Origin of the sequence: Treponema sp. (genome assembly GCF_045657965.1) — a bacterium.
In the GTDB taxonomy this organism is placed as follows: Bacteria; Spirochaetota; Spirochaetia; order Treponematales; family Treponemataceae; genus Treponema_D.
In genome coordinates, this window is the sequence record NZ_JAZOUG010000318.1 from 1 (window position 1) to 24994 (window position 24994).

The following is a 24994-nucleotide window of genomic DNA, read 5'->3' on the forward strand; positions in this document are numbered from 1 at the left end:
AAATGAACCTGTAATGCCGCGTTCAAGCACGTTTTTAAGGACTGTAAATGCACCTTTGCCGCCCCAGCCTAAAACTGCACGACCGCCCTGCTGATAAAGATCTGTAAGGCGTACTGATTTTGAAGTATACAAAAAACACCCTCTGGCACGTTTTACAGTGCCAAAGCGTGAGAAAATCTCTCTGGAAAGTTCGTTTACTGTCATCTAAAAAATTTTCCGCCTTTATCTGCGCTTAAATTACAGTTTGCTCAATTTTTCCGAAACAAGCTTTGTTGCAACACCAGGATTTGCTTTTCCCTGACTTGCCTTCATTACCTGTCCCATAAGCCAGCCGACAACATTTGTTTTACCGCTCTTATAATCTGCGACCGCCTTAGGATTATCAGCGATGACTTTATCAACAATTGCTTCGATTGCTCCTGTATCAGTGACGCTTTCCATTCCTTCAGCCTTGATGATTTCAGCAGGCATTTTTCCGCTTTCAAGCATTTTACCGAATACGGTTTTGCCCTGAGCAGAAGTGATTTTTTTGTCTGCAATGGCATTTACAAGCTCGGTAATGTGTTTTGGAGTAATACTTACTTCGCCGATTGTAATGTTCTTTTCGTTGAGGACAGCAAGAAGCTCAGCCAGAATCCAGTTTGCAACTTTTTTGACGTCTTTTGCGCCCTTTGCAGCTTCTTCAAACCACAAAGAAAGCTCGCGTGTGCTTGTCAAAGTTTCAACATCGAAATCTGAAAGACCGTAATCTTTTTTGAGACGGGTACGTTTTGCTTCAGGAAGTTCTCCGACACGGCTTCCGGCACGTTTGATTAAATCTTCGCTTACGCTGAAAGGCTTGATGTCCGGCTCAACGACAAAGCGGTAGTCAACGAATGAGTTTTTGGTTCGCTGAACGACAGTCTGACCTTTTGCTTCGTCCCAGCCCATTGTAACTTTAAAGCCTGCATTGAATTCCTGACGGTCGTTCTGAAATTCTTCAAGCTGGCGTTTTGCTTCGTATGTACAAGCCTCACGGATTGCCTTGAAACTGTTTAAGTTTTTGATTTCAGAAATCGGTGTGTGATAAAGTTTTCCGTCTTCCCATACATTGAGGTTGATGTTTGCATCGCATCGCATGTTTCCTTCTTCAAGGTTACCGTTTGTTACACGGACATAGCGCAAGATTTCCTGAACAGTCTGCATAAAAAGAGCTGCTTCATCAGGAGAAGACATATCAGGTTTTGTTACAATTTCGATAAGAGGAGTGCCTGAGCGGTTGTAGTCAATGTAAGAGTGAGCGCCCTGTAAGTGAAGGCTTTTTCCTACGTCCTCTTCCAAATGGATTCGCTCGATTCTGACACGGCGGTATTTGTTATCGATAATGCAGTTTTCGCCCTTAAAGTTATTCGGTCTGTGTTTTGAGCCACCGGCCTGCTCTTCTTTTGGAAAGTGAGCGAGCGGCAAATCAACAAAGCCGTCTGTACAGAGCGGAATATCGTACTGAGTAATCTGATAGCCTTTTGTAAGGTCCGGATAAAAATAGTGTTTGCGGTCAAATTTTGTAAAACGTGCGATATTACAGTTTAAGGCAAGGCCAGCCACAGCACCAAGTTCAACATAACCTTTGCTGATTCTAGGCATTGCTCCAGGTAAACCGAGACAGACCGGGCAGACTCTGGTATTTGGCATACCGCCGTAACGGTTTTCGCACGCACAGAAAGCCTTTGTATTTGTTAAAAGCTGGGTGTGGATTTCGCACCCGATTACAATTTCGTATTTATCGATAGCCATTTATTTATTCTCCTTTACAGGGATGCCGCAGGCCTTATGGTCTTCTTCCCAAGCCTGAGCAATCTCAAGAAGCTTAACATCATCGAACATTTTTCCTGCAAACTGAATTCCAACCGGCATCTGTGAAGAGGCTTTATTTTCTTTTGAAGTAAAGCCTGCCGGAACTGAAATAGAAGGAATTCGTGCGAGGTTTACAAATACTGTGTAAAGGTCGCTCAAATACATTGCAAGAGGGTCGTCATATTTTTCGCCGAGACGGAAACTTGCTGTAGGACAGGTCGGACAGAGAATCAAATCGTAAGATTCGAATAATGCAGCAACTTCGCGCTGAATGCGGGCACGAATGCTCATGCCTTTTTTGTAGGTTGTGCCTGAAAACTGCTCTGAAAGAACATAGTTTCCGATAATGATTCGGCGTTTAACTTCCGGTCCAAAACCTTTGCTTCGGGTATCGATGTAAAGCTGATCATAGCCTTTTTGATTATCAACACGGTTTCCGTAGCGGATTCCGTCAAAACGTGAAAGATTAGAAGCAGCTTCTGAAAGTGCAATTACATAATAGGAAGCAATAGAAGCTTCGAGAACCGGCAAATCTACGGTTTCGATTTTTGCACCTTTAGAAACAAACCATGCTTTTGTATCTTCAAAAACTTTTTTAACGTCCTGATCAAGGCCTTTTGCTTCTTCGAACTGCTTTGGAACTGCAATTTTGAGGGAAGAAAAGTCTTTGTAAGCAGAAAGTTCTGCAAGATTTTCTGAACGAGGTAAATCTGCACTTGTGTCATCATAAAAATCAACACCGCTCATAGCAGAAAGAGGAATAGCAATATCTTGTGGAGTATGACCGAGAACACCAACCTGATCCAGAGAAGAGCCGTAAGCAACAACGCCCCATCTTGAAAGAACTCCGTAAGTTGGCTTAAGGCCATAAATGCCGCAGTAGCTTGCAGGCAAACGGACAGAACCGCCTGTTTCAGTTCCAAGACCAAAAAGTGCCTGATTTGCACTGACTGCCGCAGCAGAACCGCCTGAAGAACCGCCAGAAACGTAATCGCGGTTAATAGGATTTCGGGTTGCTCCATATGTTGAATACTCTGTAGAAGAGCCCATTGCAAATTCGTCCTGATTGCAGCGGCCTAAAGGAATTGCTCCTGCTTCTACAAGGCGGGCAATTACAGTTGCATTATATGGAGCTACATAGCCTTCAAGAATTTTTGAAGAACATGTAAGTTTATGCCCCTTACTTGAAATATTGTCTTTGTTTGCAAAAGGAAGACCAAGTAGAGGCTTTGACTTATAAAGTGATTCGATTGTTCCGTTTGCGCGGGCTTCGGCAATTTCTGCATCAGCTTTTTTTGCACATTCGATTGCGTCCCCGTAAATTTCGAGGAAGGCATTAAGAGGTTTTTCTGATTTCTGGTCAGCAGTAAAAGTTTCGATGGAAGACTGAACCAGTTTTTCACTTGTTGTTTCACCGCTTTTAAGTGCGGCAACAGTTTCTTTTATTGTGTAATACATGATTATGCTCCCTCACCCAGAACTTTCGGTACCTGGAAATATCCGTCCATGAATTTGTCTGTAATTTTTTTAACATCAGGAATATCAAGACCTGCAACAATAGTGTCCTCGCGGAGCTTTTCTGCTTCGGTTGAAGGATATGCATCATATGGATTTTCAGAATCGTCGTATTTTGAAAGAATATCGAAGTAGCCTACGATTTCATCAACCTGCTTTTTAAGGGTTGCCATGTCTGTGCTCTCTGGAGAAAGGCGTGAGAGCTGCAAAAGATTTTCTAAAGTTGTTTCGTCAACAGTTTTCATGCTTACATTTTAACGAAAAGCGGTATTTTGTGGAATATGTACTTAATGGAGAAAAAATCTACTTATGTTTTGTAATTTTTAATGAAATTCCAAGTATTGAATCACGGGAATTTGCACGCGGCATATTTTTAAGACTTATGCAGATAACCGGAGCATAACTTTTCATGTGATAAGAAAAATCATAACCGAGTGCAAATTTAAAGCCGTTTCCCCATTTTGTGCTTTTTATATCATCTTCATTATCATACGAAATAAAATCAGTTCTTCTGCCGATTGCATAATCAGTTGAAAAATAAAGACCGCCTAAATTCGGATACACTCTGAAGCCGGAAAGAAATGCATAATCGATAAGATTGATATGATCCGACCCGCGCCACCTGAAATCAAAGGCAGAATCAACACCAAGTTCAAAAATTACATTTTCATGAAAAGGAAGAAGAAATAAAACATCGCTGATTATTACTGCCTGATTTGAGTCCCCTAAAGCTTTATTTCTGCTTTTTACTGAATCAGAACCATAAAAAAAATATCCTGACCCGAATCCGATTTCAAAGCCGGTTTTTGCAAAAGAAGGAAATGTAAAAATTGAAAATAATACAAATAAAATCAGTAAATTTTTCTTCATAATGTAAGTATCGGCATAACTTTACCGTTTGTTGTATCAAAAATCTGCTGCTTAAGCCGGTTAAAATCATTTTGTGCAATCTGGCCTTTGATTGAAATCAGCTCACCGAAATCTTCGCTCACTTCGTAAAGCGTGAAATTTTCAAAAATCTTTTTTACGACCTGATACTGCTGATAATCGCAGGAAAGAGAAAATCCGCTCTTTTCGACAAATTCTTCAAATTCTGCCGCTGCAAGAACGTTCTTAACTCCATCCCCGTACGCGTGAACCAGGCCGCCTGTTCCGAGCAAAGTTCCGCCAAACCAGCGCGTAATCGTTACCAGAAGATTCGTAGCCCCGCTTCCTTTTAAAACATCAAGCATGGGCCGTCCTGCAGTACCAGAAGGCTCTCCGTCATCGCTCATTCCCATAATTTCTGCATTTTTTCCGCATATAAAGGCATGACAGACATGAGTTGCGTCCGGATATTTCTTCTTCTGGCTTTTTATCTTTTCACGAACTTCTTCCTGTGACTCAATCAGGAAAAGTTCCGAAAGAAAACGGGAGCCCTTGATGATTTCTTCGCACGAAACGTATTGTTTAGGAATTTTCAATTTCAGAGCTTCCGTTTTTAATTTCTTCATAAAGTACAGGAACCGTCAGATAAATCCGGATTGCTGCTGTATAAAGATTGACAAAATAGGCAATACTGATAATAAAAGCCAGAACTGACATGGCAGAATACTTTTCTTCAGGAATAAAATTTGAAATCACTGCCAGAAAAGCAGCGATTAAAAGCTGTTTTCCGCCCGCACGAAGAGCGAACACGATCAGTCTGATGACATTTTTGTGCATCATTTCTGCACTTTTTCTGAAAACTTCAATAATTTTAAGATTAGGATTATCAAAGTGAAGATGAAAAACAAATACAAAGCGGATAAGTATAATCAGTGCAAGAACAAAAAGAACAGCAAGGAAAAATCCTGTAAAAATAAGAATACCTGCAGCTAATGAAGAAACAAGTTCTGGATTTTCAGTTACATTCTGCAGTGAATCTATGGAAGGTGCCTCTAAAGAAAAATCAGGAAAAATTTTAATGTAAATAAATTTTGCCAAAAAGCGGGAAATTAAAGCAAGTAAAGCTATAAATGCGCCAAAAACTGCAATAACTTTACCGGCAGGATTAATTTTTTTAAATCCGATAAAAATATAACCAAGATTTGTGTTTTTACGCCGTGTCATCTGTAAAAGCATTACGGTAAATCCAAACTGAAAAGTAAGCCAGACACAGATTGCAATAAATGCCAGTACAAAAACATAAAAACTTAATGTAAAGCCATCAGCACCACTCTGAAATAAACGCATAGCAGGCGAAAGAATGACAAATGAAACTAGCATTTCCAGCACCGACATAAATAACAGTGCATACATAATTTTGCCGATATATTGAGAAGAAATCTGATTCAGTTTAACCATGAGGTGTTTTATATTCATTTTATAATCCAAGCTCCAGCTGAACGCCGTCCACTTTAATGCTTTCAACTTCGTGGGTGCTTAAGCGTACGCCCTGAGTCTTCAGACCCTTTTCTTCAAATTCCTGAGCCTTGAACTTTTCTTCGGTAATTTTCATTCGAGGTTTTTTGACATAATTGAGCGTAAATGTAAATTTTTCGCGCGTGTCAATATGGAGCACTTCCATTCCGTCCGGGGCTAAAAAGTAATCGCGGTTCATAATCCAGCTTGGGATTCGGCAGCGTTTGATTGAAGCGTAGCCTGTCTGCGGGTCGCGGAAAATGACTGTAAAGAGAACTTTGCTGATGATTTCTTTTTCGGCAATGTCGCAGTACCACATTCCTTTGTCGATGAAGACTTTTGAAGGAACATCGGTGACTGTGTAAAGACCGTTGCGGCGTACGTAAAGAATTCTGTCGTATGGCGAGACTTTTTTGATTTCAGTTCCGCCTGAAACATTGATTCCAAGATAGCCTTTTTCGTCGTATCGAAGACTCTGGTCAGATTTTGCGACTTCACGAACATCCACAGCATTGAATTTTTTAATCTGAGTGTGGCGCGCAAGTTCTTTCTGCGGGAATTTTGCAAGCATGCCTTCAAGATAGTCTATTGCACATTCTGTAAGGTGCTTGAGCTTTCGTGCGATTTCCTTCAACTTTGCGTTGATTTCCTTGACTTCGGCACGGTTTTTGTTGATATCGTAAAGCGAGATTCTGCGGATTGGAATTGTGAGCAGGTGGTCAACATCTTCTTTTGAAATCGGGCGTATAAGCTCGTCTTTGAACGGCACGAAACCGTCAACAACGGCCTTAACAACGGCTTCCTGAGTCTTCATTTCTTCTATTCTTTTGTAGATTCGCTCTTCAATGAAGATTCTCTCAAGCGTGCGCAGGTGAAGTTTGTCTTCGAGCTGGCCTCGTTCAAATTCAAGTTCATCTTTGATGATTCCTGTGAGTTTTCCTGCGTAGTATTTGATAATTTCTGTTGCCGTCATGGCGACAGGCATGTTGTCCTTGATTACCAGCATCTGGCAGGAAATCGTTTTTTCGCAATCGGTGTAGGCGTAGAGCGAGTCGATAACATCTTTTGAATAAACACCGCGAGGAAGCTTGATTTCGATTTCGCAGTAGTCGGTAGAATAATCTTCGACAGAGCTGATTTTGATTTTACCGGCTTTGTAAGCTGCATCGATTGATTCGAGCAGTGATTTTGAGTCTGTGTCGAGCGGAAGTTCAGTGATGATGATTTTCTTTTCGTCGGAAGTATCGAACTTGGCGCGCGAAATGATTTTACCGTTTCCGTCGTTGTAATTTGAAACATCGATTAAACCGCCGGTCGGTGCGTCCGGATAAATCTGGAAATCTTCGCCTTTAAGACATTTGATTTCAGCATCAATAACTTCTTTTATATTGTATGGAAGAATCTTAGTGCTCATGCCGACCGCAATTCCCTCGGCTCCCATAATGAGGGCTACTGGAATCTTAGTGCGGTAAACTTCCGGCTCCGTGCTTCGGCCGTCATAGTTTGGAATGTAGTGAGTAATCGCCGGGTTTGTAACAAAAAATTCCTTTGCCAGCGGATTGATTCGGCATTCGATGTACCTGCCTGCCGCCGCCGTAGCACCAGTAATCAGGTTTCCGAAGTTTCCCTGCTTTTCAAGGAAGATACTGATCCACTTGAACTTAGGCTCTTTCTGTGCAAAAAGGCCTTTGTTCGCCATCGTGACCACAGCCCCGTAAATTGAAGCATCACCGTGCGGGTGATAGCGCATAGTCTGACCGACGACATTGGCAACCTTCTGAAAGCGGCCGTCGTCCATCTCAAAAAGAGTATGAATGATACGCCTCTGAACAGGCTTGAGACCGTCTTCAAGGTCAGGAATCGCCCTGTCACGGATAACATAAGAAGCGTATTCAATAAAGTTTTTGTCGAATAAATTTTTTACAAATGCCATAATGTTTTCCTACACATCAATTTCCGCGTTGCTCAGCAAATGTTCCTCGATGAATTTCCTTCGTTCGGGGGTGTTTTTACCCATATAGAACGAAAGCAGCTGAGGGATGATTTTCAGCTGGCTGACTTCTACCGGCGTTAAGTGCATTGTTTCCGGGGCGATAAACTGCTCGAATTCTTCCGGGTTGATTTCACCAAGACCTTTGAAGCGGTTGACCTCACAGCCCTTGCCAAGTTTTTTCTGTGCCGCGTCGCGCTCTGCCTCACTGTAGCAGTAGATGTTTTCTTTTTTGTTTCGTACGCGGAAGAGCGGAGTTTCCAAAATGAAGACTCTGCCGCTTGTGACCAGTTCCTCAAAATATCCTAAGAAGAATGTAAGCACCAGATTTCTGATGTGGAAGCCGTCGTTATCGGCATCGGTTGCGATTACGATTTTGGCGTATTTGAGGTTTTCTACTGAGTTTTCGATTCCGAGAGCCATCATCAGCTGGTAAAGCTCGTCGTTCTTGTAGATGTCGCTCTGCTTTTTGCCGTACATATTTTCAGGCTTTCCGCGCAGTGAGAAGATTGCCTGATAGTCGGCGTTGCGTGAGTGCGTCATCGTGCCCGAAGCAGAATCACCCTCGGTAATGAAAATCATTGAATTCTCGCCTTTTTTACCGTCCTGAACAAAGTAGCGGCAGTCCTTTAATTTCGGAATGCGAATACTGACTTTCTTGGCGTTTTCTTTTGCCTGCTTTTTGACGCTTGAAAGCTCGGTGCGGAGTTTTTCGTTGGCTTCGATTTTTGCCTTAAGCCGTTCTGCTGCCTTTGGATTTTTATGAAGCCAGTTGTCAAGGCCCGACTGAACTTCACCAACAATCCATGAACGGATGTCGGTGTTTCCGAGTTTGTTTTTGGTCTGGCTTTCAAAAACCGGGTCTTTTACTTTTACTAAGATTGCAGCCGTGATTCCTTCGCGGATATCTTCTGATTTATAAGATGACTGGAAAAAGTCGTTTACGCCTTTGATAAAGCCTTCTTTAAAAGCTGTAAGGTGTGTTCCGCCGTCAGAAGTGTACTGGCCGTTTACGAATGAAAAATAGTTTTCGCCGTAAGCGTTTGTGTGGGTGAAAGCGAACTGAAGGTGCTCTCCTGTGTAACTTCCGATTGGGTAGATTGTTTCAGATTCAAGTTCTTTCGTAAGAAGGTCTAAAAGTCCGTTTTCACTTGCAAATTCTGTACCGTTCAGGCGGATTGTAAGACCTGAGTTAAGATAGGCGTAGTTCCACATTCGCTTTTCGACAAATTCCATGTTGAACGAATATTTGCCGAAGATTTTTACGTCAGGAACGAATTCAAAATAGGTTCCGTTCTTTGTGCCGGGCTTTACAGCTCCCGATTTGTTTGTCTGGAGCTTTCCTTCGTTAAAGACTGCTTCAACGCATTTTCCGTCACGGATGGAAATGACGCGGAAATAGCTTGAAAGTGCGTTTACGGCCTTGGTGCCGACACCGTTCATGCCGACAGAGAACTGGAAGACGTCGTCGTTGTATTTACCGCCGGTGTTGATCTGAGAAACACAGTCCACGACTTTTCCGAGCGGGATTCCCCGTCCGTAGTCACGCACTTTTACGCGGTTTTCTTTAATTTCAACATCGATTTTGCTTCCGAATCCCATGATGAATTCGTCGATTGAGTTGTCGATAATTTCTTTGAGAAGAATGTAAATACCGTCGTTCTGATTTGAGCCGTCACCGAGCCGGCCGATGTACATTCCTGAACGAAGTCGGATATGCTCAAGTGCGTCCAGGTGCCGGATTTTGTCATCAGAGTAATCAGCAGCCGTAACTTCTTTTTTTGCCACGCCCGCATTCGGGTCAGCTTTTTTTGCCGCTTCAAGTTTTTTTTCGGCTTCTGCTGTTGCTTTTTTGTCGAGTGCGCGTTCTTCTACGCTTCCTTTTGGTGCTGCAGTTTTTTTTGCTTTTGCGACAGTCTTTGCGTTGTCCCACGCACGGAAAGTTCCTTCTTCATCGATTCCTGCGACAGGCTTTTTTGATTTAGAAGAAACCACAGATTTCACAGATGACACAGATTGTGTTTTTTCTTTATCCGCAGTTTTTTTTACCGCAGATTCTTTTTCAATTTTTGCTGCTGTCTTTTTTACAGTTGATTTTTCAGACGATGATTTAGCCACAGCCGTTTTTTTAACTACTGCGCCTTCTTCTTTTTTAATTCCACCCATAACATAGAATTATAAAGTATTTTTTTTTATTTGAAAATAGTTTCATTTATCATCATCGTCTTTTTCATCTTCTGACATTTCTTCATCAATTCCAGAACGGTTACGAAGATACTGAAAATACGAATATCCTTTTTTATTACACCTTGCAATTAAATCCAGATCTTTCTGCCCGAGTTCCAGTTCAACAGCTTTTGAAAGATAATCAGCTGCTTCATTATTATTTTTATTCTCAAAATTAATCTGAGAAACTGCAATATATGCAAGATATTTTTCTCCGGGAAGTTCAGCTGCTTCTAAAGCTTTGTCAAAATATTTTTTTGCTTTACTCTTTCCCCCGCCGGCAATTCCAGGTGCATAAAAGCACCAGTTTCCAAGAGCAACAAGTGATGAAGCACGATTTTTGTTTATTTCAATTGATTTTTCATAATAACCTTTGACTTTAAATCCGTATAAAAGGGTTGCAGGCACAGAACGGGTCATATAATAGGCTGTAACATCACCTGTAAACTGATAAAGCCATTCGCTTACAGGCTTTTTTTTGTGACTGTCTATGCAAGCAGTATTTTTTTTCATCTGATTTTTAATCTGTGTTCGAAGTTCTTTTTGATTTCCTGTCGAGTTAAGAGAATGTTCGTAATATTCAAGCAGGTACAAACTTTCAAGAATACATTCTTCCTGTTCAAAATCAACTGCATGTTCTGCAAGTTCACTAAGTGCCGATTCTTTTAACTGAAGAATCTCGTTAAAGGCAGTTTCATCATCTTCACTTTTGAGCAGAACACGGTATGAGACGAAATCCTCAACTTTCTGAACTGTGTAATCAGAAATTACACCCTCACCAGAAAGAAATTCTACAAAAAAAGAAAAAATCAGTAAAAAAGTAAAAATACGTTTTTTCATATCAATTTAAAAAAATTCAAGTAAATCTAAAGTTACAAAACTAATCCTTCACAACCATCAGCTGGCTTTCCTGATATTTTGGTAAAAACCGTTTGATGCCGCTGTTCTCAAAACTTACCGTAATTCCGTATTCTCCTTCATCGTTTATCGTTGTATTTGCAATAATTCCATAGCCGTATTCATCATGATAGATTTTTGCACCACGATAATATTTACGTCTGACAGGATCCTTTTCTATATCCGGATGACTTAAGCCCCGCTCTCCGTAATCACCTCCATGAAATCCGCTTTTACGGTAACTTGACGGCAAATGTCCGATTGCTTTCACACCTTCCGTTCCCATTTCAAGAAGAAACGGACTTGCTTTCATATATTCAATACGGCCATACATACGGCGCACGGCACAGCTGGTAAGATAAAGTTCGTTTTTTGCACGTGTTATTCCAACATAACAAAGCCGGCGTTCTTCTTCCATCTCTTCTTCATCATCTCCATTACGCGGAAACACGCCTTCTTCCATACCGGTCATCACTACACGGTTAAATTCCAGTCCCTTTGTATTGTGAAGCGTAATCAAAGTGACAGCATCATCAGAAACTTCTTCATCAGCATTTGAAAGAGTCCGGTCAAGCTGAATATTATCAAGAAAATCCAGAAGTCCCTGACGGGCAAGCGGATATGGGATAGCGGAGTTTGCAAGTTCCTGTATATTTTCTGTACGGAAAGTATGTTCATCTTTATCACGCTCTTCATAATAAGAAAGAAGGCCGGATTTTTTTGCTATTGCTTCGATAAGTTCTGCTAAAGTCCGTTTAGTTTCGCGTTTTTTAAGTTCATCCGAAGAATTATTCTCTTCAAGAACCTCAGATGCCAGTTCGCTGCCGGCAGTTGTTTCTTCTCCAAAGAGAGATTCAATTTCTTCGATAAGTTCTGTAAATTTTGCAGTTTCTGATTTAGATTTTCCGGAAAGACGGGGAATCATAAACCGGCAGGCAGCAATTATATCATTCTGTTCAAAATTCTGAATTACACTGCCGTTTTCTGACAGTGTTTTTGCTTCATTTTGAGCACAGCTGACAATATTTTCCTGTGTTTTGTTTCCGATTCCACGCGGAGGCTTATTTATAATTCTATGAAAGGCGATTTCATTTCTGTGATTTGCAATCAGTTCAAGCCAGGCCACAATATCCTTAACTTCTTCACGTTCAAAAAATTTAAGAGAACCGACAATCTGATACGGAATTTTTTTACGCACAAATTCGCTTTCAAAACCCATTGACTGTGCATTTGTACGGTAAAGAATAGCCCAGTCACTATAAGGGACTCCCATAGCATGCGATTTCTGTACTAAATCTGCACAGAAATGTACTTCATCATCCTGATTCGGCAAAAAAGCAAGTACAGGTGTTTTTCCGCTTCCCCGCTCAGCACGAAGAGTTTTTCCAAGACGGCCGGAATTATTTTTTATCACATTATCTGCAAGCGAAAGAATTTCACTCGTAGAACGGTAATTTGATTCAAGGCGGACAATTTTAGTTCCTGTAAAAATTTTAGGAAAATTCAGAATATTCTGAATTTCAGCACCACGGAACTTATAAATCGACTGGTCATCATCACCGACAACACAAATGTAATTTCCACTATTTTCGTTTAATCCGGAAAGTGCTTCAAGAAGTTTGAACTGAGCTACATTCGAATCCTGATATTCATCTACCATTATTACACGAAACCGGCTGTACATTTTCTCACGGAGTGAAGCATTTTCTTTTAACGCAAGATACGGAAGCAGAATCAAATCACCAAAATCAACATTACCAGTCAAACGGAGACGTTTTTCATATGCAGCATACATTCCGGCAAAATCAGCCGGATTCAAAAATTCATCTCTTGATAATAATTCTTCACTGTCAGGAAGCAGACAATAATCTTTTGCCAGAGAAATTTTCCGTGCATAAGAAGCCGCTTCTTTTTTAGTCAATTTCGGTTCGATTTTCTGGATAAGTGACACTACATCATCATCATCGTATACTGTAAAATTTGGATTAATTCCTGCATCCTCAGCATATACACGTAAAAACCATGCTCCGAATGAGTGAAATGTCTTTATCTGTGAAAAATCTGCACGTCCTTCAAGAGAAACAGCCCGTTCATGCATCTCATTTGCCGCTTTTTTTGTAAATGTAACTGCCAATATCGAATAAGGATTCACATTTTTTTCACCGATAAGGTATGCAATTTTTGTCGTAATTACACGGGTTTTCCCTGAACCGGCTCCCGCTAAAATTAAAAGCGGACTTCCTTCATGAACGACAGCCTCATACTGTTCAGGATTTAAAACAGAAAGATATTCCTTCGCATGTTCTGAAAGTTCTGTTTCTTGAGAACCTGTTATACCTGAAAGAACTTCATCTTCAAGTGACATTAAAGCTCCTGAGCAAACTGTATTGAATCAGAATGTTTTATTTTTGCATTCAAAGGAGAATCAGCCAGAAAATCTCCATTTAAATCAACGTCCCCGCTTGAAGTAATTTTAACGTGCACAAGCCGGCCTGTTTTTACCGCTGCATTTTCAGAATCAGAACTTCTGTCATAACGGATAACCACACTTCCGTCAACTTCAGGAGCCTGAAACCATGCCCGCCCGATTGCAAGACCTTCATCAGGATTTTCTGAGCTTTCAGAAAGAACTTCTTCAATAAGAACATCGTATTCAGAACCTGTACGAAGTTTTAAACGTTCACGGGTAATCTGGGCCTGAAGTTCAAGCAGCTGTGAAGCACGTTTTTCTGCAACTTTTTTAGGAACCTGATTTTTAAAACTGTACGCCGGAGTGTCATCTTCTTTTGAATATGAAAAACAGCCGCTCCAGTCAGTTGCAATTTCGCTGAGAAATTTTTTTGTTGCTTCAAAAGCCTTTTCGCTTTCTCCAGGAAAACCTGCCATAAAAGTTGTACGGATTGCAGCATCCGGAAATACAGAACGTATTTTGGAAATTAAAGCTTTATATTTTTTCTGACTTCCTACCCGGTGCATTGATTTTATGATTTCATCATCACCATTCTGAAACGGAATGTCAAAATAATGTAAAAATCTTGAATCTTTCTGCATAACAGAAAGAATATCTTCATTGAAGTGATCAGGATGAATATACAAAAGACGGACTGCAAAAGTTCCTTCAATTTGAGAAATCATTTCGATAAGACGTGCAAGACCTGATTTACCGGATGTACTGCAGTTTTCAAAATCCTCTGTACCCGGAGTACCGTCTGGCAAATGGGTTCTGCCGTCGCCGAAACAGTTATCACCGGCTCCTGTTCCGTATGCAGCCAGATCCTGACCGATTAAATTAATTTCATAAACGCCTTTTGAGACAAGTTCTTTAATTTCTGAAACGATTTCATCGGCTTTTCGGCTTCGTAAGCCCCCGCGGATAATCGGAATTGCACAGAAAGAACAACGGTTATTGCAGCCTTCAGTAATTTTTACAAAAGCCATACCGGGAAAAGAAAGAAGAATATCACGGTCGCCGCAACACACACCTTCCTGCCTAGGAATGAGTACCGGACGTTCATTATTCATAAGAGGGTCTAGAATTTTATAAATTTCATCGAGTTTTCCGTTACCAAAAAATCCGTCGGCTTCGGTTAAATCATCTTTTAATTCAGCTGCATAACGCTCAGCAAGGCAGCCTGCAAGCAGGATTTTTGCTTTCGGGTACATTTGTCTTGCACTCATAACAGCATTTATGCTTTCTGTCTTAGCAGATTCAATAAATCCGCATGAATTTACTATAATTAAATCAGCTTCATTCGGCTCAAATGTCTGAATCCAGTCTTTTTTTTTGAGAAGCGTAATAATCAGTTCGCCGTCAACCTGATTTTTTGCACATCCGTGCTGGTCAATGAAAAACTTTTGTTTTGGTTCCATAATTTTTATTAATCTACGTCGACAATCACTACTTTGTAGCTGCCGTCTGTATCTTTAATCCACTTAATATCCTGGGCGATAACTTCTCCGGCTCTTGCTACAGGTAAATCATAAGTTTTGCTGTTTGCAACGACCTGTAACTTAACTGCATTTCCGTTTGAAATCCACATACGGATACCATTGCTTGCAGTCATGCTTAAAATTTCGCCTGAAGCAAGATAATCTTCAACGGTTTCTTTTCGGTCAGGACGATATCTGAACAGACAGCCGGCACGGAAAGTCACATTTACTGTAAACGGATAAGCCCGTGTATCAGAGAAAATTTCTGTTCTCTGCTGTTCTTTTGGTAAATCCTCGGCATTTGGAATCTGATTTTCATCGGGAGAAGCAACAGCAGCACTGGCAGCACTTTTTAAGCGGATTGTAACTTCTGCGCCTCTGTCAACATTTTTCTGAGAAACATCAGAAACATAAACAATCAGCTCAGGAATTGAATTACCGTCAACATCCATTTCAAGTTCTTCAGAAAGTTCTACATATTGAACTCCGGCTGGTGTCTCAAGTGCAAAAATTCCTTCAGTTTCTGCGACGGTAAGGAAAATATTTCCTTTGTCACTGCCAACAATTAGCTGGTCACTTTTATAAAGCCGTCCTGAAAAAGGTTTTTCACCAAGTTCATATTTTTTAAAGTCATTTCCCTGTGCAAGAAGTTTCTCGTTTTCTGAATCAGACATTTTTGTTTTTACAAAAAATCCGATAAATACACCTGTACCAGCAATTAAAAGAACACAGACTGTAACAAGCAGAGGAATTAAAAATCTTGGTTTTTCACGTTTCGTAAGTTCAAGAGGAGGCGGCGTTTCCTGAAGTTTTTTAGCATGATAAAGATTAAGGACATGCTTTGTATCAACTTCCAGAAAATCAGCATAATTCTGCAAAAATCCTACCAGATACGGTTCGCCAGGAAAAACATCAGAATCTTCATTTTCGAGAGCATTCAAATATTCCTGCGTAATAGAAATTTCACGTGCGATTGTTTCAATTTCAATTCCTTTATTTTCACGCGCTTTTCTTAAAATTTCTCCATAACTTTCCATTTTTAACTACTCCGAAAACAAGAAATTATTGTAATTATTTGCTGATGTAGGCGGATCATATATAAATCTTTGATCAGAAATACCTTTATTTAAAACATAATTTCTGAAATCAAAAGTAAATGTTTCCCCCTGCGGGGTTGTTGCCTCAATTCGTCTGATTAACATATTTGACTGTAAAATAGATAATTTTATTGTTGAAAAAGCTTCACTCATGTTTCTTCGGCGTAAAATTAAGTTTACAACCATTTCTTCACTGCCTTCTTCAAGAGGAACAGCATTCTGACCGGTTTCATACGCCGGAGAATAGTATCTTGAAAGGAGCGCAAGACCCTGACTTGTAGCAAGATTTGCTCCTGTATTATTAGAATTATCTACCGTCTGATTTAAAATAGCTGCACTTTCCGGAAGATAGATTGTAAGCAAGTCCCCATTAAAGCAGATTACCTGCTCTTCAGGGGATGAAAAATCTATACGAAGAAGATTTGGATTTTTATAAGAAACTTTTCCTTTCATGAAACTGTTTCCTGCTTTTATATCTACATCAGCTTCATAATCTTTGATTGCTGCATAATTTTCTGATACAGACTTAAAGAAAGAAGAAGCTGTAAGAATTCCCTGTGAAAATGAAAGATTCAGGAAAGTAAAGAAAACTGCACAAACTGACAATATTTTTTTCATTCTGCATCTCCTTCTGATTTCTGTTCAAGTGTTTCAACAGGTACAGCAGCGGCAGTTTCTTCCTGATTTTCTGTGCAGTACCCGTGCGAAGCAAGAATTTCATTAAATTCTTTTGAATCCATTGTTTCGATTTCAAGAAGACGAGCAGAAATATATTCAAGAAGTTCCCGCTTTTCGCGCAGAAGTGAAAGAACATGCTCATAACGTTCGTTAATGATTCTGGCAATTTCTTCATCGATAAAATTCTGTGTTTCTTCACTGAATTCACGTACAAGATTTGGCTCACCGCTGCGGTTTCCTAAAACACCTTTGCCTAAAGTCATATTCCTGAAGCGTTCGCTCATACCATAATCTGTAATCATCTGTTTAATAATGTCGGTAGCACGGGCGATGTCATTTGAAGCACCGGTTGAAACATCACCAAGAATGATTTCTTCAGCTGCACGGCCGCCCAAAGCTGAATCAACTTCGTTAATCATGTCTTTACGGGTCATGAAGTGCTTTTCTTCTTTTTCTTCACGGAACTGAGTAAAGCCTCCGACTCCATGAGAACGCGGAACGACAGTGATTTTATTTACCGGAGTATGATCTGGAGTAAAGGCTGCAACAAGAGCATGACCTGTTTCATGTACAGCCACAAGCTTCATTTCTTTTTCGTTATCTTTACGGCTCTTCTTTTTAAGACCAATGCTGACTTTATCAATTGCTTCGTTAAAATCTGTCATTGAAACTTTGTCATGACCGTTGCGTACTGCAAGAAGGGCAGCTTCATTTACAACGTTTGCAAGGTCTGCACCTGCAAAACCTACTGTACCGTGTGCAAGAGATTCAAAATCGACAGTATCGTCAAGCTTAACATTTTTTGCATGGATTTTAAGAATCGCTTCACGGCCTTTTACATCAGGTCTTTCAACCGGAACCTGGCGGTCAAAGCGGCCCGGGCGTAAAAGAGCAGGATCAAGAACATCTGCACGGTTTGTAGCCGCAAGAATGATAAGTCCCTTTTCGTTATCAAAACCATCCATTTCAACGAGCAGCTGATTTAATGTCTGCTCACGTTCATCGTTGCTTGAAAAACCGTTCATACGGCTTTTACCTATAGCATCGATTTCATCAATAAAGATGATACAGGGAGCTTTTTCGCGAGCCTGCTTAAACAAATCGCGTACACGGCTTGCACCTACACCAACGAACATTTCGACAAAATCAGAACCTGAAATACGGAAAAAAGGAACACCGGCTTCACCTGCAACAGCACGGGCAAGAAGCGTTTTACCTGTTCCCGGAGGTCCTACAAGAAGAACACCTTTAGGAATTTTACCGCCGATGTCAGTGTATTTTTTCGGAGATTTTAAGAAATCTACGACTTCCACAAGTTCATCCTTTGCTTCGTCTACACCGGCAACATCGTCGAACCGGGTTTTAACTTTTCCTTCGTCAACTGCCTTATTCCGGCTTCCGCCTCCAAAAACAGAACCGATTCCCCCCATACCTCCTGTCATTCTGCGGAACATAAAGAAATAGATTGCCAGAAGAATAAGAAATGGAAGAATGTTGATTAAAATCTGAACAAAAATATTAGACTGTTTGTTTACGAATTTGTACTGGACACCCTTTTCATCAAGAAATTCGATAAATTTCGCCATAAGAACGCCGGTTGTACGGTATACTTTACGGTTCTGATTCTGTACAGAAGAAGGCCGGCGAAGCCATGGTAAATTCTGAAGTGTATTATTTGAAGCAGAATCTGCTGATGAAACAGAAAATTCTTCCGGACCGTATCCGATAAAGATATTTTCGCCCATATCAACTTTGACAATTTTTCCGTCTTCGATAAGTTCTTTAAAAATAGAAAAATCGATAAGTTCTTCTTCCGGTTTTTGAATAAGAAACATATTTACAAAAGCCAGAGTAAGAACAACTGCTACCATAAGGGTAAAAAACGGAAATTTGAAAGGTTTTTTATTGCGGTTTCCGTCATCACCTGAATCAGGATCTAATTTGAAAAAATCATAAGGATCTTTATCGTTTTTCTTTTCATCATCTTTAGTTTCGTTAATATCTGCCATAACTGTCTCAATTTAAAATACTATTATTATAATATACTAAAAAGTCAGTGTTTAGGAAAGACTCGAATATAAAAATCGATCCTTCAGCACAATTTTCTAAACTATTTGATTAAAAAACCGATATTAATATGGAAAAATTGTTTTCGGGAGGGAAAACACAATGGCATTCGGAAATCCTTATGCAGCCTATCAGACAACAGCTGTAAAAACAGCAAGTCAGGGTAAACTTGTCGTTATGCTCTATCAGGGAGCAGAAAAAGAATTAACTTCAGCGCAGAAATGCTTCGATTCAGAATCAAAAATTCCAGCTTCAAAAATTGAATCCTTCGGTAAACACATAATGAAAGCTCAGGAAATTATCAATGAGCTCCAGGTTTCTCTGGATATGGACAAAGGCGGACAGATTGCACAGAATCTTATGTCCCTTTATGTCTTTTTTAACAAAGAACTCATGGATGTCAGTATTAAGCAGGATAAGGACAAATTAACAGGTCTTTTAGATATGATTAAACAGCTTGGAAGTGCATGGGAAGCAGCCGCAGCAAATACACAGGCAGATTCAATTCCTCAGGCACAACGCACACTGAACATTACCGGCTAGGAGGAAAAGTATGACTAAAGAACTTTCAAAAGAAGAATTAGATGAAAGAATTGCTATTTTAAAAAGATTCAGAAAACTTCTTGAACAGCAGAGAAATAAATTTCAGGAATATCTTATGGTTCTTGAAAGTCAGGAAGGTAAGATTGAACTTGAAGACGGGGATTCAATTGCGGCTCATACACAGCTTGAAAACCAGATTGTAGAAAATCTTGCAAGTCTTCAGAAAGTTATCGTTCCAATGCAGGGAATGTATAACACTATCATGCCTGGAATACCTGTAACTGAGAACGCATCTGTTGAAGAACTTCAGAATAATCTTGCAAATTTACAGAAGCAGGTTCTTGCTCAGAATGAACGAAACCGTTTACTGCTACAGAGCAAAATGGGTAAAATCAAAACTCAGCTTGGTAATATGAATATTATGAACCCGTACCGCGGAAGAACTTCGATTTATTCAGAAAAAGCTGCAGTGGGAAGTGTCATTGAATTTAACGCTTAAGAGTTCACTCCTAAACCAAACAGAGCAAAATCCAGTTTTACAGGGTCGCCGGGAAAAACTTCGGCGGCCTTTTTTGTAAGCTCAAAGGCAGTATTAAGATTTGCTGACTTTGAAGAAATCAGTTTAAGTTCATTCGCCTGCTGCATTACATGAGTATCAAGCGGCATAAGAAGACTCTTTTTATCGTACCAGCTCCAGATTCCTAAATCAACAGGAGAATTATCACGTACAAGCCAGCGTAAAAGCATATTTAATTTTTTAGCAGCAGAGGTTTCTGAATGAGGCAGAAGCTTACATTCTTTTGGAAATACAGAAGCAATCACCTGATGAAGATAAACTTTCTGCTCCTCATTCAAGGCTTGTGTCAGAGCTTCATTCCATTTCTGTCTGAAAAACTCACCCGGCGTTCCAGCTTCTTCTAAAATTAAACGCAATGAATTGAAAAATATGCGCATATCACGGTTTGTGTACATTCTGTAAAAAGATTTTTCGTTATCCGGGAAAAAACTTTCGTATTTTTTTAAAAATATCCACTCAGAAGGAGAAGTACCTGCCGCTTCAAGAATTTTTTCGACATGTAGAAGAATCTGCTCGCGCCTGCCGAATGCAAGATTTGCTGCAATAAAAGAAACCGTCTCAACTTCAGGCAGACGTGTGTAACGGTGCATAAATTTGGACGGATCTTTTTCGAGAAACTCAGCTGACTCATACTTTTGAGCCAACTGAATTAATTTTTGTTTAAGTTCTAAAGGAAGGCTATTTATTGAGGATAAACTCAACTCGTCTGTTCTTCCATGCATTATCTTTATCACCACGGGCTGCAACAGGCTGACGTCCACCGCGGCCAACTGCACTCAAGCGGCTTCCTGAAACTCCATAGCTCTTGAGCTTAGAAACGACGAATTCTGCACGGTCTTTTGAAAGCGGTTCAAGAGCAAGGCCGTGTTTGTTTGTTGTTTCTTCTTCTTCGGTTCCAGTAACAGAGTTTGCGTGGCCTTCAACAGTAACAGTGTAATTCTTGAACTTGTTGAGAATCTGTGCAATTCGTTTAAGAACACGTTCGTTATTTTTAGCCTGGGCTTCTGTAATACCAGGTTTTGTAACCTTTCCGTTTGAATCAGTAACCTGTACGTTAAAGTCTGCAGCATCCTGACGGAAGATAATAGACGGAACTGCCATTTTAAGAACATCACCAACCCGGATAACAAGAATATCGATTTCGATTTTGCCTTCAACAGTACTTGTCATGCCGAGAGTATCTGTAACTGTAAATGTGTACGGATAATCCATTGCTGACTGAACAAGCTCACCAGAGTTACTTCGTCCGTCCCAGATAATCCGTTCGGTAATTGAAGATTTACCGCTTGTTGACCAGAACGGTTTATTGTTTGGATCTTTAATCTGGAATGACCAGCTCTTAAGAGGAACGACATCATTCCCTTTAAGCTGAATGTAAAGATCATCGTTTTCCCCGTCGTTATCAGGAGAGAAATACTGTGGAGCTGTTTTAACAGAAAGCTGTGGAGGTGTAACAGAGCAGATAAACAGTGAAGAAGAAACATCAACTTCGTTACCCTTTGCATAACTCATCTTAAGTTTTGCAGTAAATGCTCCTTCAGCGATTTTGTTTTCTGAATCCAGACCGTTCCATGTAATTTCTGCAGGCATGTCCTTCTGGTCTTTTTCTGACCATGATTTTACAGTTTTACCTTCAGGAGTTACGATAGAAACACTCCATGAATCAACACCGTCTTTCAAACTTGGACGCAGAGAAATTTTCTGAGTTTCAAAGAAGTTATCACCGTTCGGGCTGAATGCATCGTGTTCAACAGTTACATAAGCTTTTGCTTCACGGCTGTCTACAACAATATTTGCAATTTCTGCACTGCCTTTATTGCCGGCAGCATCCTCTGAGCTGAATACAGCTTTGTATGTCCCGTCAGTAACTTTATTTCCTGAATTATCAGTTGCATTCCATTCAAATTTTTCTGGAACCTTTCCAGTCCATGTTTTTGAATAAACTGACTGATTCTTAGAATTAAGAATATTTGCTGTCCATTTATCCTCACTTGATGTTTTTGCTGTAATTTTTAAAGTATCTTTTTTACCGTCACCATCAGGAGAGAAGAGGACATAAGCTGCATTAAGCTCTACACTTGGTGGAACAGTATCAAGTGTAATTTTCTGTGATGAAGTTTTTGCTTCACTTCCATTTGAAGATTTAGTTGAAAGACTTGCTATATATTTTCCGTCTTCACAGCGTTTACCTTCTGAAGACAGACCGTTCCAGACGAAAGATGAAGGAAGTGACTTTCCAGCCTGAGTCCAGACTGTTGTTCCCCTTTCATTTTTAATTTCTACAGTATATTCACTGATTCCGCTTCCTGCTTTTACAACCGGAGTAAGTTTAACAGATGATTTTGCTTTGTCGCTTCCTGCAGGATTAAATGCCAGCGGGCTTGCAGCAAGGGCAAGTTCTGTCTTACTTGTATCGAGAGTAATTTCACTGATAACAGACTCTGAAGAGTTTCCTGCAAGGTCTGTTGCTGAAAGAACATATTTATATTTGCCGTCTGAAGCAAGGTTTCCGGAATCGTCAAGACCGTTCCATTCTACTTCATCAGGCGGGAACGAACCGAAATCAAATTCACTTACAGTTTTGCCGTTTGAATCAATGATTTTTCCTGTCCAGTTTTCGACAGGAGCACCTGAATCACTGGCAATATCCTGAGTAATTACAAGTTTATCAAGATTTCCGTCTCCGTCAGGAGAAAATGTCGGGCTTGAAGACTTGATTTTAGCAACAGGAGGTGTTTTATCAAGAGTAAATTCCGGAGATTTTACGATATCAGGTTCATAACCGTTTGAATATTTTGCTGTTACTACAGCCTGATATTTACCTTCACCGGCAGCAGAGCCTGAATCGGTTTTACCGTCGAAAGTAATATTTGCCGGCGGATTGTCTTTTCCAGAATATGTTTTTACAACAGTGCCTTTTTCGTCTGTAATTTTTACAGCCCATTCTACAAGTTTATTGACGGATTTTACATCCGGAACAGGAATTTTTACAAGGAATGAAATTGTATCATTGGTACCGTTTCCATTTGGTGAAAAATATTTACTGCCGGAAATCGAAATATTTGTTGCAGGCTTATCAGCAGAATAAATGATATTGGAAATTGATGCCGGATTGGAAGTATTACCTGCACGGTCAACAGCAGAAATTTTATAAGAATAAACACCATCCGGGAGAGGGCCGCCCTTATCGTCTGAGCCGTTCCATTCAAAACTAAGCGGTGCTGATGAAGTCCATTTGTATGAACGGACAATTTTACCGGCTGCATCAGAAAAAACTGCTGTCCATAAATCTTCTTCTGAACCAGACTGTTTTACAGCAAGCACAGGTTTTGAACCTTCACCAAAGATTTTTTCGTTTGAAGAAGGCTGTGCTAAATCAACTTCAGGAGGAGTATTATCTACAACAACAGAAAGTTTTTTTGTTGTAGCAGTGTTTCCATTATCGTCTGTAGCGGTCATGTAATAAAAATAATTACCGTCAGGAGCAGTTTCACCGGAATCCATAACACCATTCCATGAAACTGTAGCTGGAATTGTTACACCTGATTTTGGAGTAAATAAAGCCTTCCAGAATGTCTTAAATGTAATGCGGGTTTCACGTTTTTCCTTATTGCCGATAGTGCGGACTAACTCGCCTTTTTCATTTTCAATATGAAGTGCCCAGTCTTTTACATAACGCTTATCTTTAATTTTAACAGGAATTTCAAGAACATCCTGTTTACCATCGTTGTTAGGTGAAATATAAACTGTTTCTTTTTCTGCGAATGCAAATGATGAAACAAGTGCTGCACATGTAAATGTAAGTAATGATTTTTTAACTTTAACTTTCATATTTTATTCCTCGTCCCACAAACTGATTTCAGGAGCTTTGGTATCAGTCATACCAAGATTCATAATAGCACCTGCACTTACTGCATTAATATTTTTATAAAGCTGTTTCCATGTACCGCTTACTGTTATTTCGCTCTGTTCCCAGCCTTTATTTGAAAGATATGAACCGTCTTTTGCACTGAAGGTAAATTTGAAGCTTAATCCAACAGACGGCATAATATTTTTTGCTCCATTTGAGAATTCACGTGCATCATATTCCCATGCTGCCGCAACTTTTAAGAAATCCCAGAACTGCAGCTGAAGTCCAGCATCAACAACAATATTCTGAAAAGCCGGATAAGAAAGGTCAAAAGAAAGCCCCATATCCATAATATCAGTTGAAACCATTGTTGCTGCAATTCCAGTACGTGGAGTACAGAGTCCAGGCCATGCATCAGCTTTGGAATCTGTAATTCCGAGAGTGTTAGAATCTGTATAAACTTTACCGATGTTATTCATGGAAACGCCGAAACGAAGGTTCTTCATAAAGAACAGGCTGCCGTAATCATAATAACATCCCAGTGAAGCACTTGCTGTCCAGTCTTTACCGGCTTTTCCAAAAAGATAACCGTAATCAGCTGAAATTCCAACCGATACCTGGTCTGTTATATCTTTAGAAACACCTGCCGTAAAATTGATACTGTCACCAACCGGCATATCTATAAATTCAGCCCAAATTCCCTGAAACAAAAAAGTAGAAACGCACCAGCGCGAAGGAATAAGAATACCGCCTTCAAAAGCAGTTCCGACTGATTTATCATCAGCCGAATTTGAACTGAGAAGCATTGTACCAGCTAAATCAAGTGTTACCCGCTGTTCCCATGCAGTTAACGCAGGGTTATTGATAATTGATGCAGGTGTAACACCAAAAATTGCTCCTCCGGCAGAAGAATTTGCCCCGTAAATAAGCTGAGGTTCTGTAAGCCGTAAAACATTCTGTCCTCCGGCCGGCGGATTGTAAGCGAACAGGCTTACACTAAAAAGAGCAGCTGTTAAAGCTGCAGCTAAAAATCTTTTCATAAAGTTCCTCCAAAAAACAGCAGCAGAAAATACTGTTTTCCCATTTTTAAATACAAATTAAGAATAGCAAAATTTTATTTATTTGTCATCAATGGGCATAAAATTCAATGAAAGTATTTGACTTTATACCCAGAAAATTGCATATTTTATAGTATGGCAAATAACGCATCCTTTTTTCAAAAAATCTTCAGTTCCCTGCTTGGCGGTAAAGATCCGGAAGCAGATAAAAAGCGAATGCTTAAAAATATCGCAAAAACACTTTCAAAAACTCACTATAAATTTTATAAACCGGGCTCAGATCAGGCTCTGCCTGTATTAGGTAAATTCTTCTACGACTTATACAAACTCCTTTCACCATGTCAGATTATG

19 protein-coding genes and 2 pseudogenes are annotated in these 24994 nt (G+C 40.0%); 3 read left to right on the forward strand and 18 right to left on the reverse strand.

The window, feature by feature from the left end; all coding sequences use genetic code 11:
• The 15 genes and pseudogenes from ACKI5B_RS11975 to ftsH form a co-directional block, all read right to left on the reverse strand.
• Positions 1 to 204: pseudogene (locus ACKI5B_RS11975) on the reverse strand (hypothetical protein); the annotation flags it as partial.
• Between the two features lie 33 nt (positions 205 to 237).
• Positions 238 to 1773, reverse strand: a complete 1536-nt coding sequence (gene gatB, locus ACKI5B_RS11980) for an Asp-tRNA(Asn)/Glu-tRNA(Gln) amidotransferase subunit GatB (protein WP_407429069.1) — start codon at positions 1771 to 1773, stop codon at positions 238 to 240.
• Entirely contained in the window at positions 1774 to 3291 is a 1518-nt protein-coding gene (gene gatA, locus ACKI5B_RS11985) for an Asp-tRNA(Asn)/Glu-tRNA(Gln) amidotransferase subunit GatA (protein WP_407429071.1), read from the reverse strand.
• 2 nt (positions 3292 to 3293) lie between these two features.
• Positions 3294 to 3593, reverse strand: coding sequence for an Asp-tRNA(Asn)/Glu-tRNA(Gln) amidotransferase subunit GatC (gatC, locus tag ACKI5B_RS11990; RefSeq protein ID WP_407429073.1), 300 nt, complete (start codon positions 3591 to 3593; stop codon positions 3294 to 3296).
• A 58-nt stretch (positions 3594 to 3651) separates the two neighbouring features.
• The gene (locus ACKI5B_RS11995; protein ID WP_407429075.1) at positions 3652 to 4218 is read right to left on the reverse strand and encodes a hypothetical protein; all 567 of its coding nucleotides are present in this window, start codon (positions 4216 to 4218) and stop codon (positions 3652 to 3654) included.
• Positions 4215 to 4811 carry a YigZ family protein gene (locus ACKI5B_RS12000; RefSeq protein WP_407429077.1) on the reverse strand — a complete coding sequence of 199 codons (597 nt, stop codon included), beginning with the start codon at positions 4809 to 4811 and terminating at the stop codon, positions 4215 to 4217. The genes ACKI5B_RS11995 and ACKI5B_RS12000 overlap by 4 nt, the downstream gene beginning before the upstream one ends.
• Entirely contained in the window at positions 4798 to 5691 is an 894-nt protein-coding gene (locus ACKI5B_RS12005; protein WP_407429079.1) for a hypothetical protein, read from the reverse strand. The genes ACKI5B_RS12000 and ACKI5B_RS12005 overlap by 14 nt, the downstream gene beginning before the upstream one ends.
• A gap of 1 nt (position 5692) precedes the next feature.
• Positions 5693 to 7663, reverse strand: coding sequence for a DNA topoisomerase IV subunit A (locus tag ACKI5B_RS12010; RefSeq protein WP_407429081.1), 1971 nt, complete (start codon positions 7661 to 7663; stop codon positions 5693 to 5695).
• 9 nt (positions 7664 to 7672) lie between these two features.
• Positions 7673 to 9886: a DNA topoisomerase IV subunit B gene (locus ACKI5B_RS12015; RefSeq protein ID WP_407429083.1), complete on the reverse strand. Its 2214-nt coding sequence runs from the start codon at positions 9884 to 9886 to the stop codon at positions 7673 to 7675.
• A 42-nt stretch (positions 9887 to 9928) separates the two neighbouring features.
• The gene (locus ACKI5B_RS12020; protein ID WP_407429085.1) at positions 9929 to 10786 is read right to left on the reverse strand and encodes a hypothetical protein; all 858 of its coding nucleotides are present in this window, start codon (positions 10784 to 10786) and stop codon (positions 9929 to 9931) included.
• A gap of 40 nt (positions 10787 to 10826) precedes the next feature.
• Positions 10827 to 13208, reverse strand: coding sequence for an ATP-dependent helicase (locus ACKI5B_RS12025; protein ID WP_407429087.1), 2382 nt, complete (start codon positions 13206 to 13208; stop codon positions 10827 to 10829).
• Positions 13208 to 14713, reverse strand: coding sequence for a 30S ribosomal protein S12 methylthiotransferase RimO (rimO, locus tag ACKI5B_RS12030; RefSeq protein ID WP_407429089.1), 1506 nt, complete (start codon positions 14711 to 14713; stop codon positions 13208 to 13210). The genes ACKI5B_RS12025 and rimO overlap by 1 nt, the downstream gene beginning before the upstream one ends.
• Positions 14714 to 14721: 8 nt before the next feature.
• Complete coding sequence (locus tag ACKI5B_RS12035; protein ID WP_407429091.1) at positions 14722 to 15810, reverse strand: helix-turn-helix domain-containing protein; 1089 nt, start codon at positions 15808 to 15810, stop codon at positions 14722 to 14724.
• A gap of 6 nt (positions 15811 to 15816) precedes the next feature.
• Complete coding sequence (locus tag ACKI5B_RS12040; protein WP_407429093.1) at positions 15817 to 16488, reverse strand: LolA family protein; 672 nt, start codon at positions 16486 to 16488, stop codon at positions 15817 to 15819.
• Positions 16485 to 18557 (reverse strand): ATP-dependent zinc metalloprotease FtsH, encoded by a 2073-nt coding sequence (gene ftsH / locus ACKI5B_RS12045; RefSeq protein ID WP_407429095.1) that lies wholly within the window; start codon positions 18555 to 18557, stop codon positions 16485 to 16487. Before ftsH ends, ACKI5B_RS12040 begins: the two co-directional genes overlap by 4 nt.
• Before the next feature lie 160 nt (positions 18558 to 18717).
• On the opposite strand from ftsH, the gene fliS reads away from it, so the two are divergent.
• Together fliS and ACKI5B_RS12055 are read left to right on the forward strand one after the other, a co-directional pair.
• Positions 18718 to 19158, forward strand: a complete 441-nt coding sequence (gene fliS / locus ACKI5B_RS12050; protein ID WP_407429097.1) for a flagellar export chaperone FliS — start codon at positions 18718 to 18720, stop codon at positions 19156 to 19158.
• 10 nt (positions 19159 to 19168) lie between these two features.
• On the forward strand, positions 19169 to 19657 hold the full coding sequence (locus tag ACKI5B_RS12055) for a flagellar biosynthesis protein FlgN (protein WP_407429099.1): 489 nt from the start codon (positions 19169 to 19171) through the stop codon (positions 19655 to 19657).
• Here ACKI5B_RS12055 and ACKI5B_RS12060 read toward each other — a convergent pair.
• The 3 genes from ACKI5B_RS12060 to ACKI5B_RS12070 are packed head-to-tail and all read right to left on the reverse strand — an operon-like array spanning position 19654 to position 24625.
• Positions 19654 to 20457, reverse strand: a complete 804-nt coding sequence (locus ACKI5B_RS12060) for a TIGR02757 family protein (protein WP_407429101.1) — start codon at positions 20455 to 20457, stop codon at positions 19654 to 19656. The two genes, ACKI5B_RS12055 and ACKI5B_RS12060, sit on opposite strands and share 4 nt — an antisense overlap.
• Positions 20414 to 23566, reverse strand: coding sequence for a FlgD immunoglobulin-like domain containing protein (locus tag ACKI5B_RS12065; protein ID WP_407429103.1), 3153 nt, complete (start codon positions 23564 to 23566; stop codon positions 20414 to 20416). The genes ACKI5B_RS12060 and ACKI5B_RS12065 overlap by 44 nt, the downstream gene beginning before the upstream one ends.
• A 3-nt stretch (positions 23567 to 23569) precedes the next feature.
• Entirely contained in the window at positions 23570 to 24625 is a 1056-nt protein-coding gene (locus ACKI5B_RS12070) for a hypothetical protein (RefSeq protein WP_407429105.1), read from the reverse strand.
• A gap of 153 nt (positions 24626 to 24778) precedes the next feature.
• Between ACKI5B_RS12070 and ACKI5B_RS12075 the strand changes: the two are divergent.
• Positions 24779 to 24994 (forward strand): annotated as a pseudogene (locus tag ACKI5B_RS12075) (hypothetical protein); the annotation flags it as partial.

Coding starts and splice junctions, on each gene's coding strand:
- gatC (WP_407429073.1), bottom strand. CDS start 3,593: ATGAAAACTGTTGACGAAACAACTTTAGAAAATCTTTTGCAGCTCTCA.
- ACKI5B_RS12070 (WP_407429105.1), bottom strand. CDS start 24,625: ATGAAAAGATTTTTAGCTGCAGCTTTAACAGCTGCTCTTTTTAGTGTA.
- ACKI5B_RS12065 (WP_407429103.1), bottom strand. CDS start 23,566: ATGAAAGTTAAAGTTAAAAAATCATTACTTACATTTACATGTGCAGCA.
- gatA (WP_407429071.1), bottom strand. CDS start 3,291: ATGTATTACACAATAAAAGAAACTGTTGCCGCACTTAAAAGCGGTGAA.
- ACKI5B_RS12020 (WP_407429085.1), bottom strand. CDS start 10,786: ATGAAAAAACGTATTTTTACTTTTTTACTGATTTTTTCTTTTTTTGTA.
- ACKI5B_RS12040 (WP_407429093.1), bottom strand. CDS start 16,488: ATGAAAAAAATATTGTCAGTTTGTGCAGTTTTCTTTACTTTCCTGAAT.
- gatB (WP_407429069.1), bottom strand. CDS start 1,773: ATGGCTATCGATAAATACGAAATTGTAATCGGGTGCGAAATCCACACC.
- ACKI5B_RS12055 (WP_407429099.1), top strand. CDS start 19,169: ATGACTAAAGAACTTTCAAAAGAAGAATTAGATGAAAGAATTGCTATT.
- ACKI5B_RS12015 (WP_407429083.1), bottom strand. CDS start 9,886: ATGGGTGGAATTAAAAAAGAAGAAGGCGCAGTAGTTAAAAAAACGGCT.
- rimO (WP_407429089.1), bottom strand. CDS start 14,713: ATGGAACCAAAACAAAAGTTTTTCATTGACCAGCACGGATGTGCAAAA.
- ACKI5B_RS12010 (WP_407429081.1), bottom strand. CDS start 7,663: ATGGCATTTGTAAAAAATTTATTCGACAAAAACTTTATTGAATACGCT.
- ACKI5B_RS12060 (WP_407429101.1), bottom strand. CDS start 20,457: ATGCATGGAAGAACAGACGAGTTGAGTTTATCCTCAATAAATAGCCTT.
- ACKI5B_RS12005 (WP_407429079.1), bottom strand. CDS start 5,691: ATGAATATAAAACACCTCATGGTTAAACTGAATCAGATTTCTTCTCAA.
- ACKI5B_RS12035 (WP_407429091.1), bottom strand. CDS start 15,810: ATGGAAAGTTATGGAGAAATTTTAAGAAAAGCGCGTGAAAATAAAGGA.
- ACKI5B_RS12025 (WP_407429087.1), bottom strand. CDS start 13,208: ATGTCACTTGAAGATGAAGTTCTTTCAGGTATAACAGGTTCTCAAGAA.
- ACKI5B_RS11995 (WP_407429075.1), bottom strand. CDS start 4,218: ATGAAGAAAAATTTACTGATTTTATTTGTATTATTTTCAATTTTTACA.
- fliS (WP_407429097.1), top strand. CDS start 18,718: ATGGCATTCGGAAATCCTTATGCAGCCTATCAGACAACAGCTGTAAAA.
- ftsH (WP_407429095.1), bottom strand. CDS start 18,557: ATGGCAGATATTAACGAAACTAAAGATGATGAAAAGAAAAACGATAAA.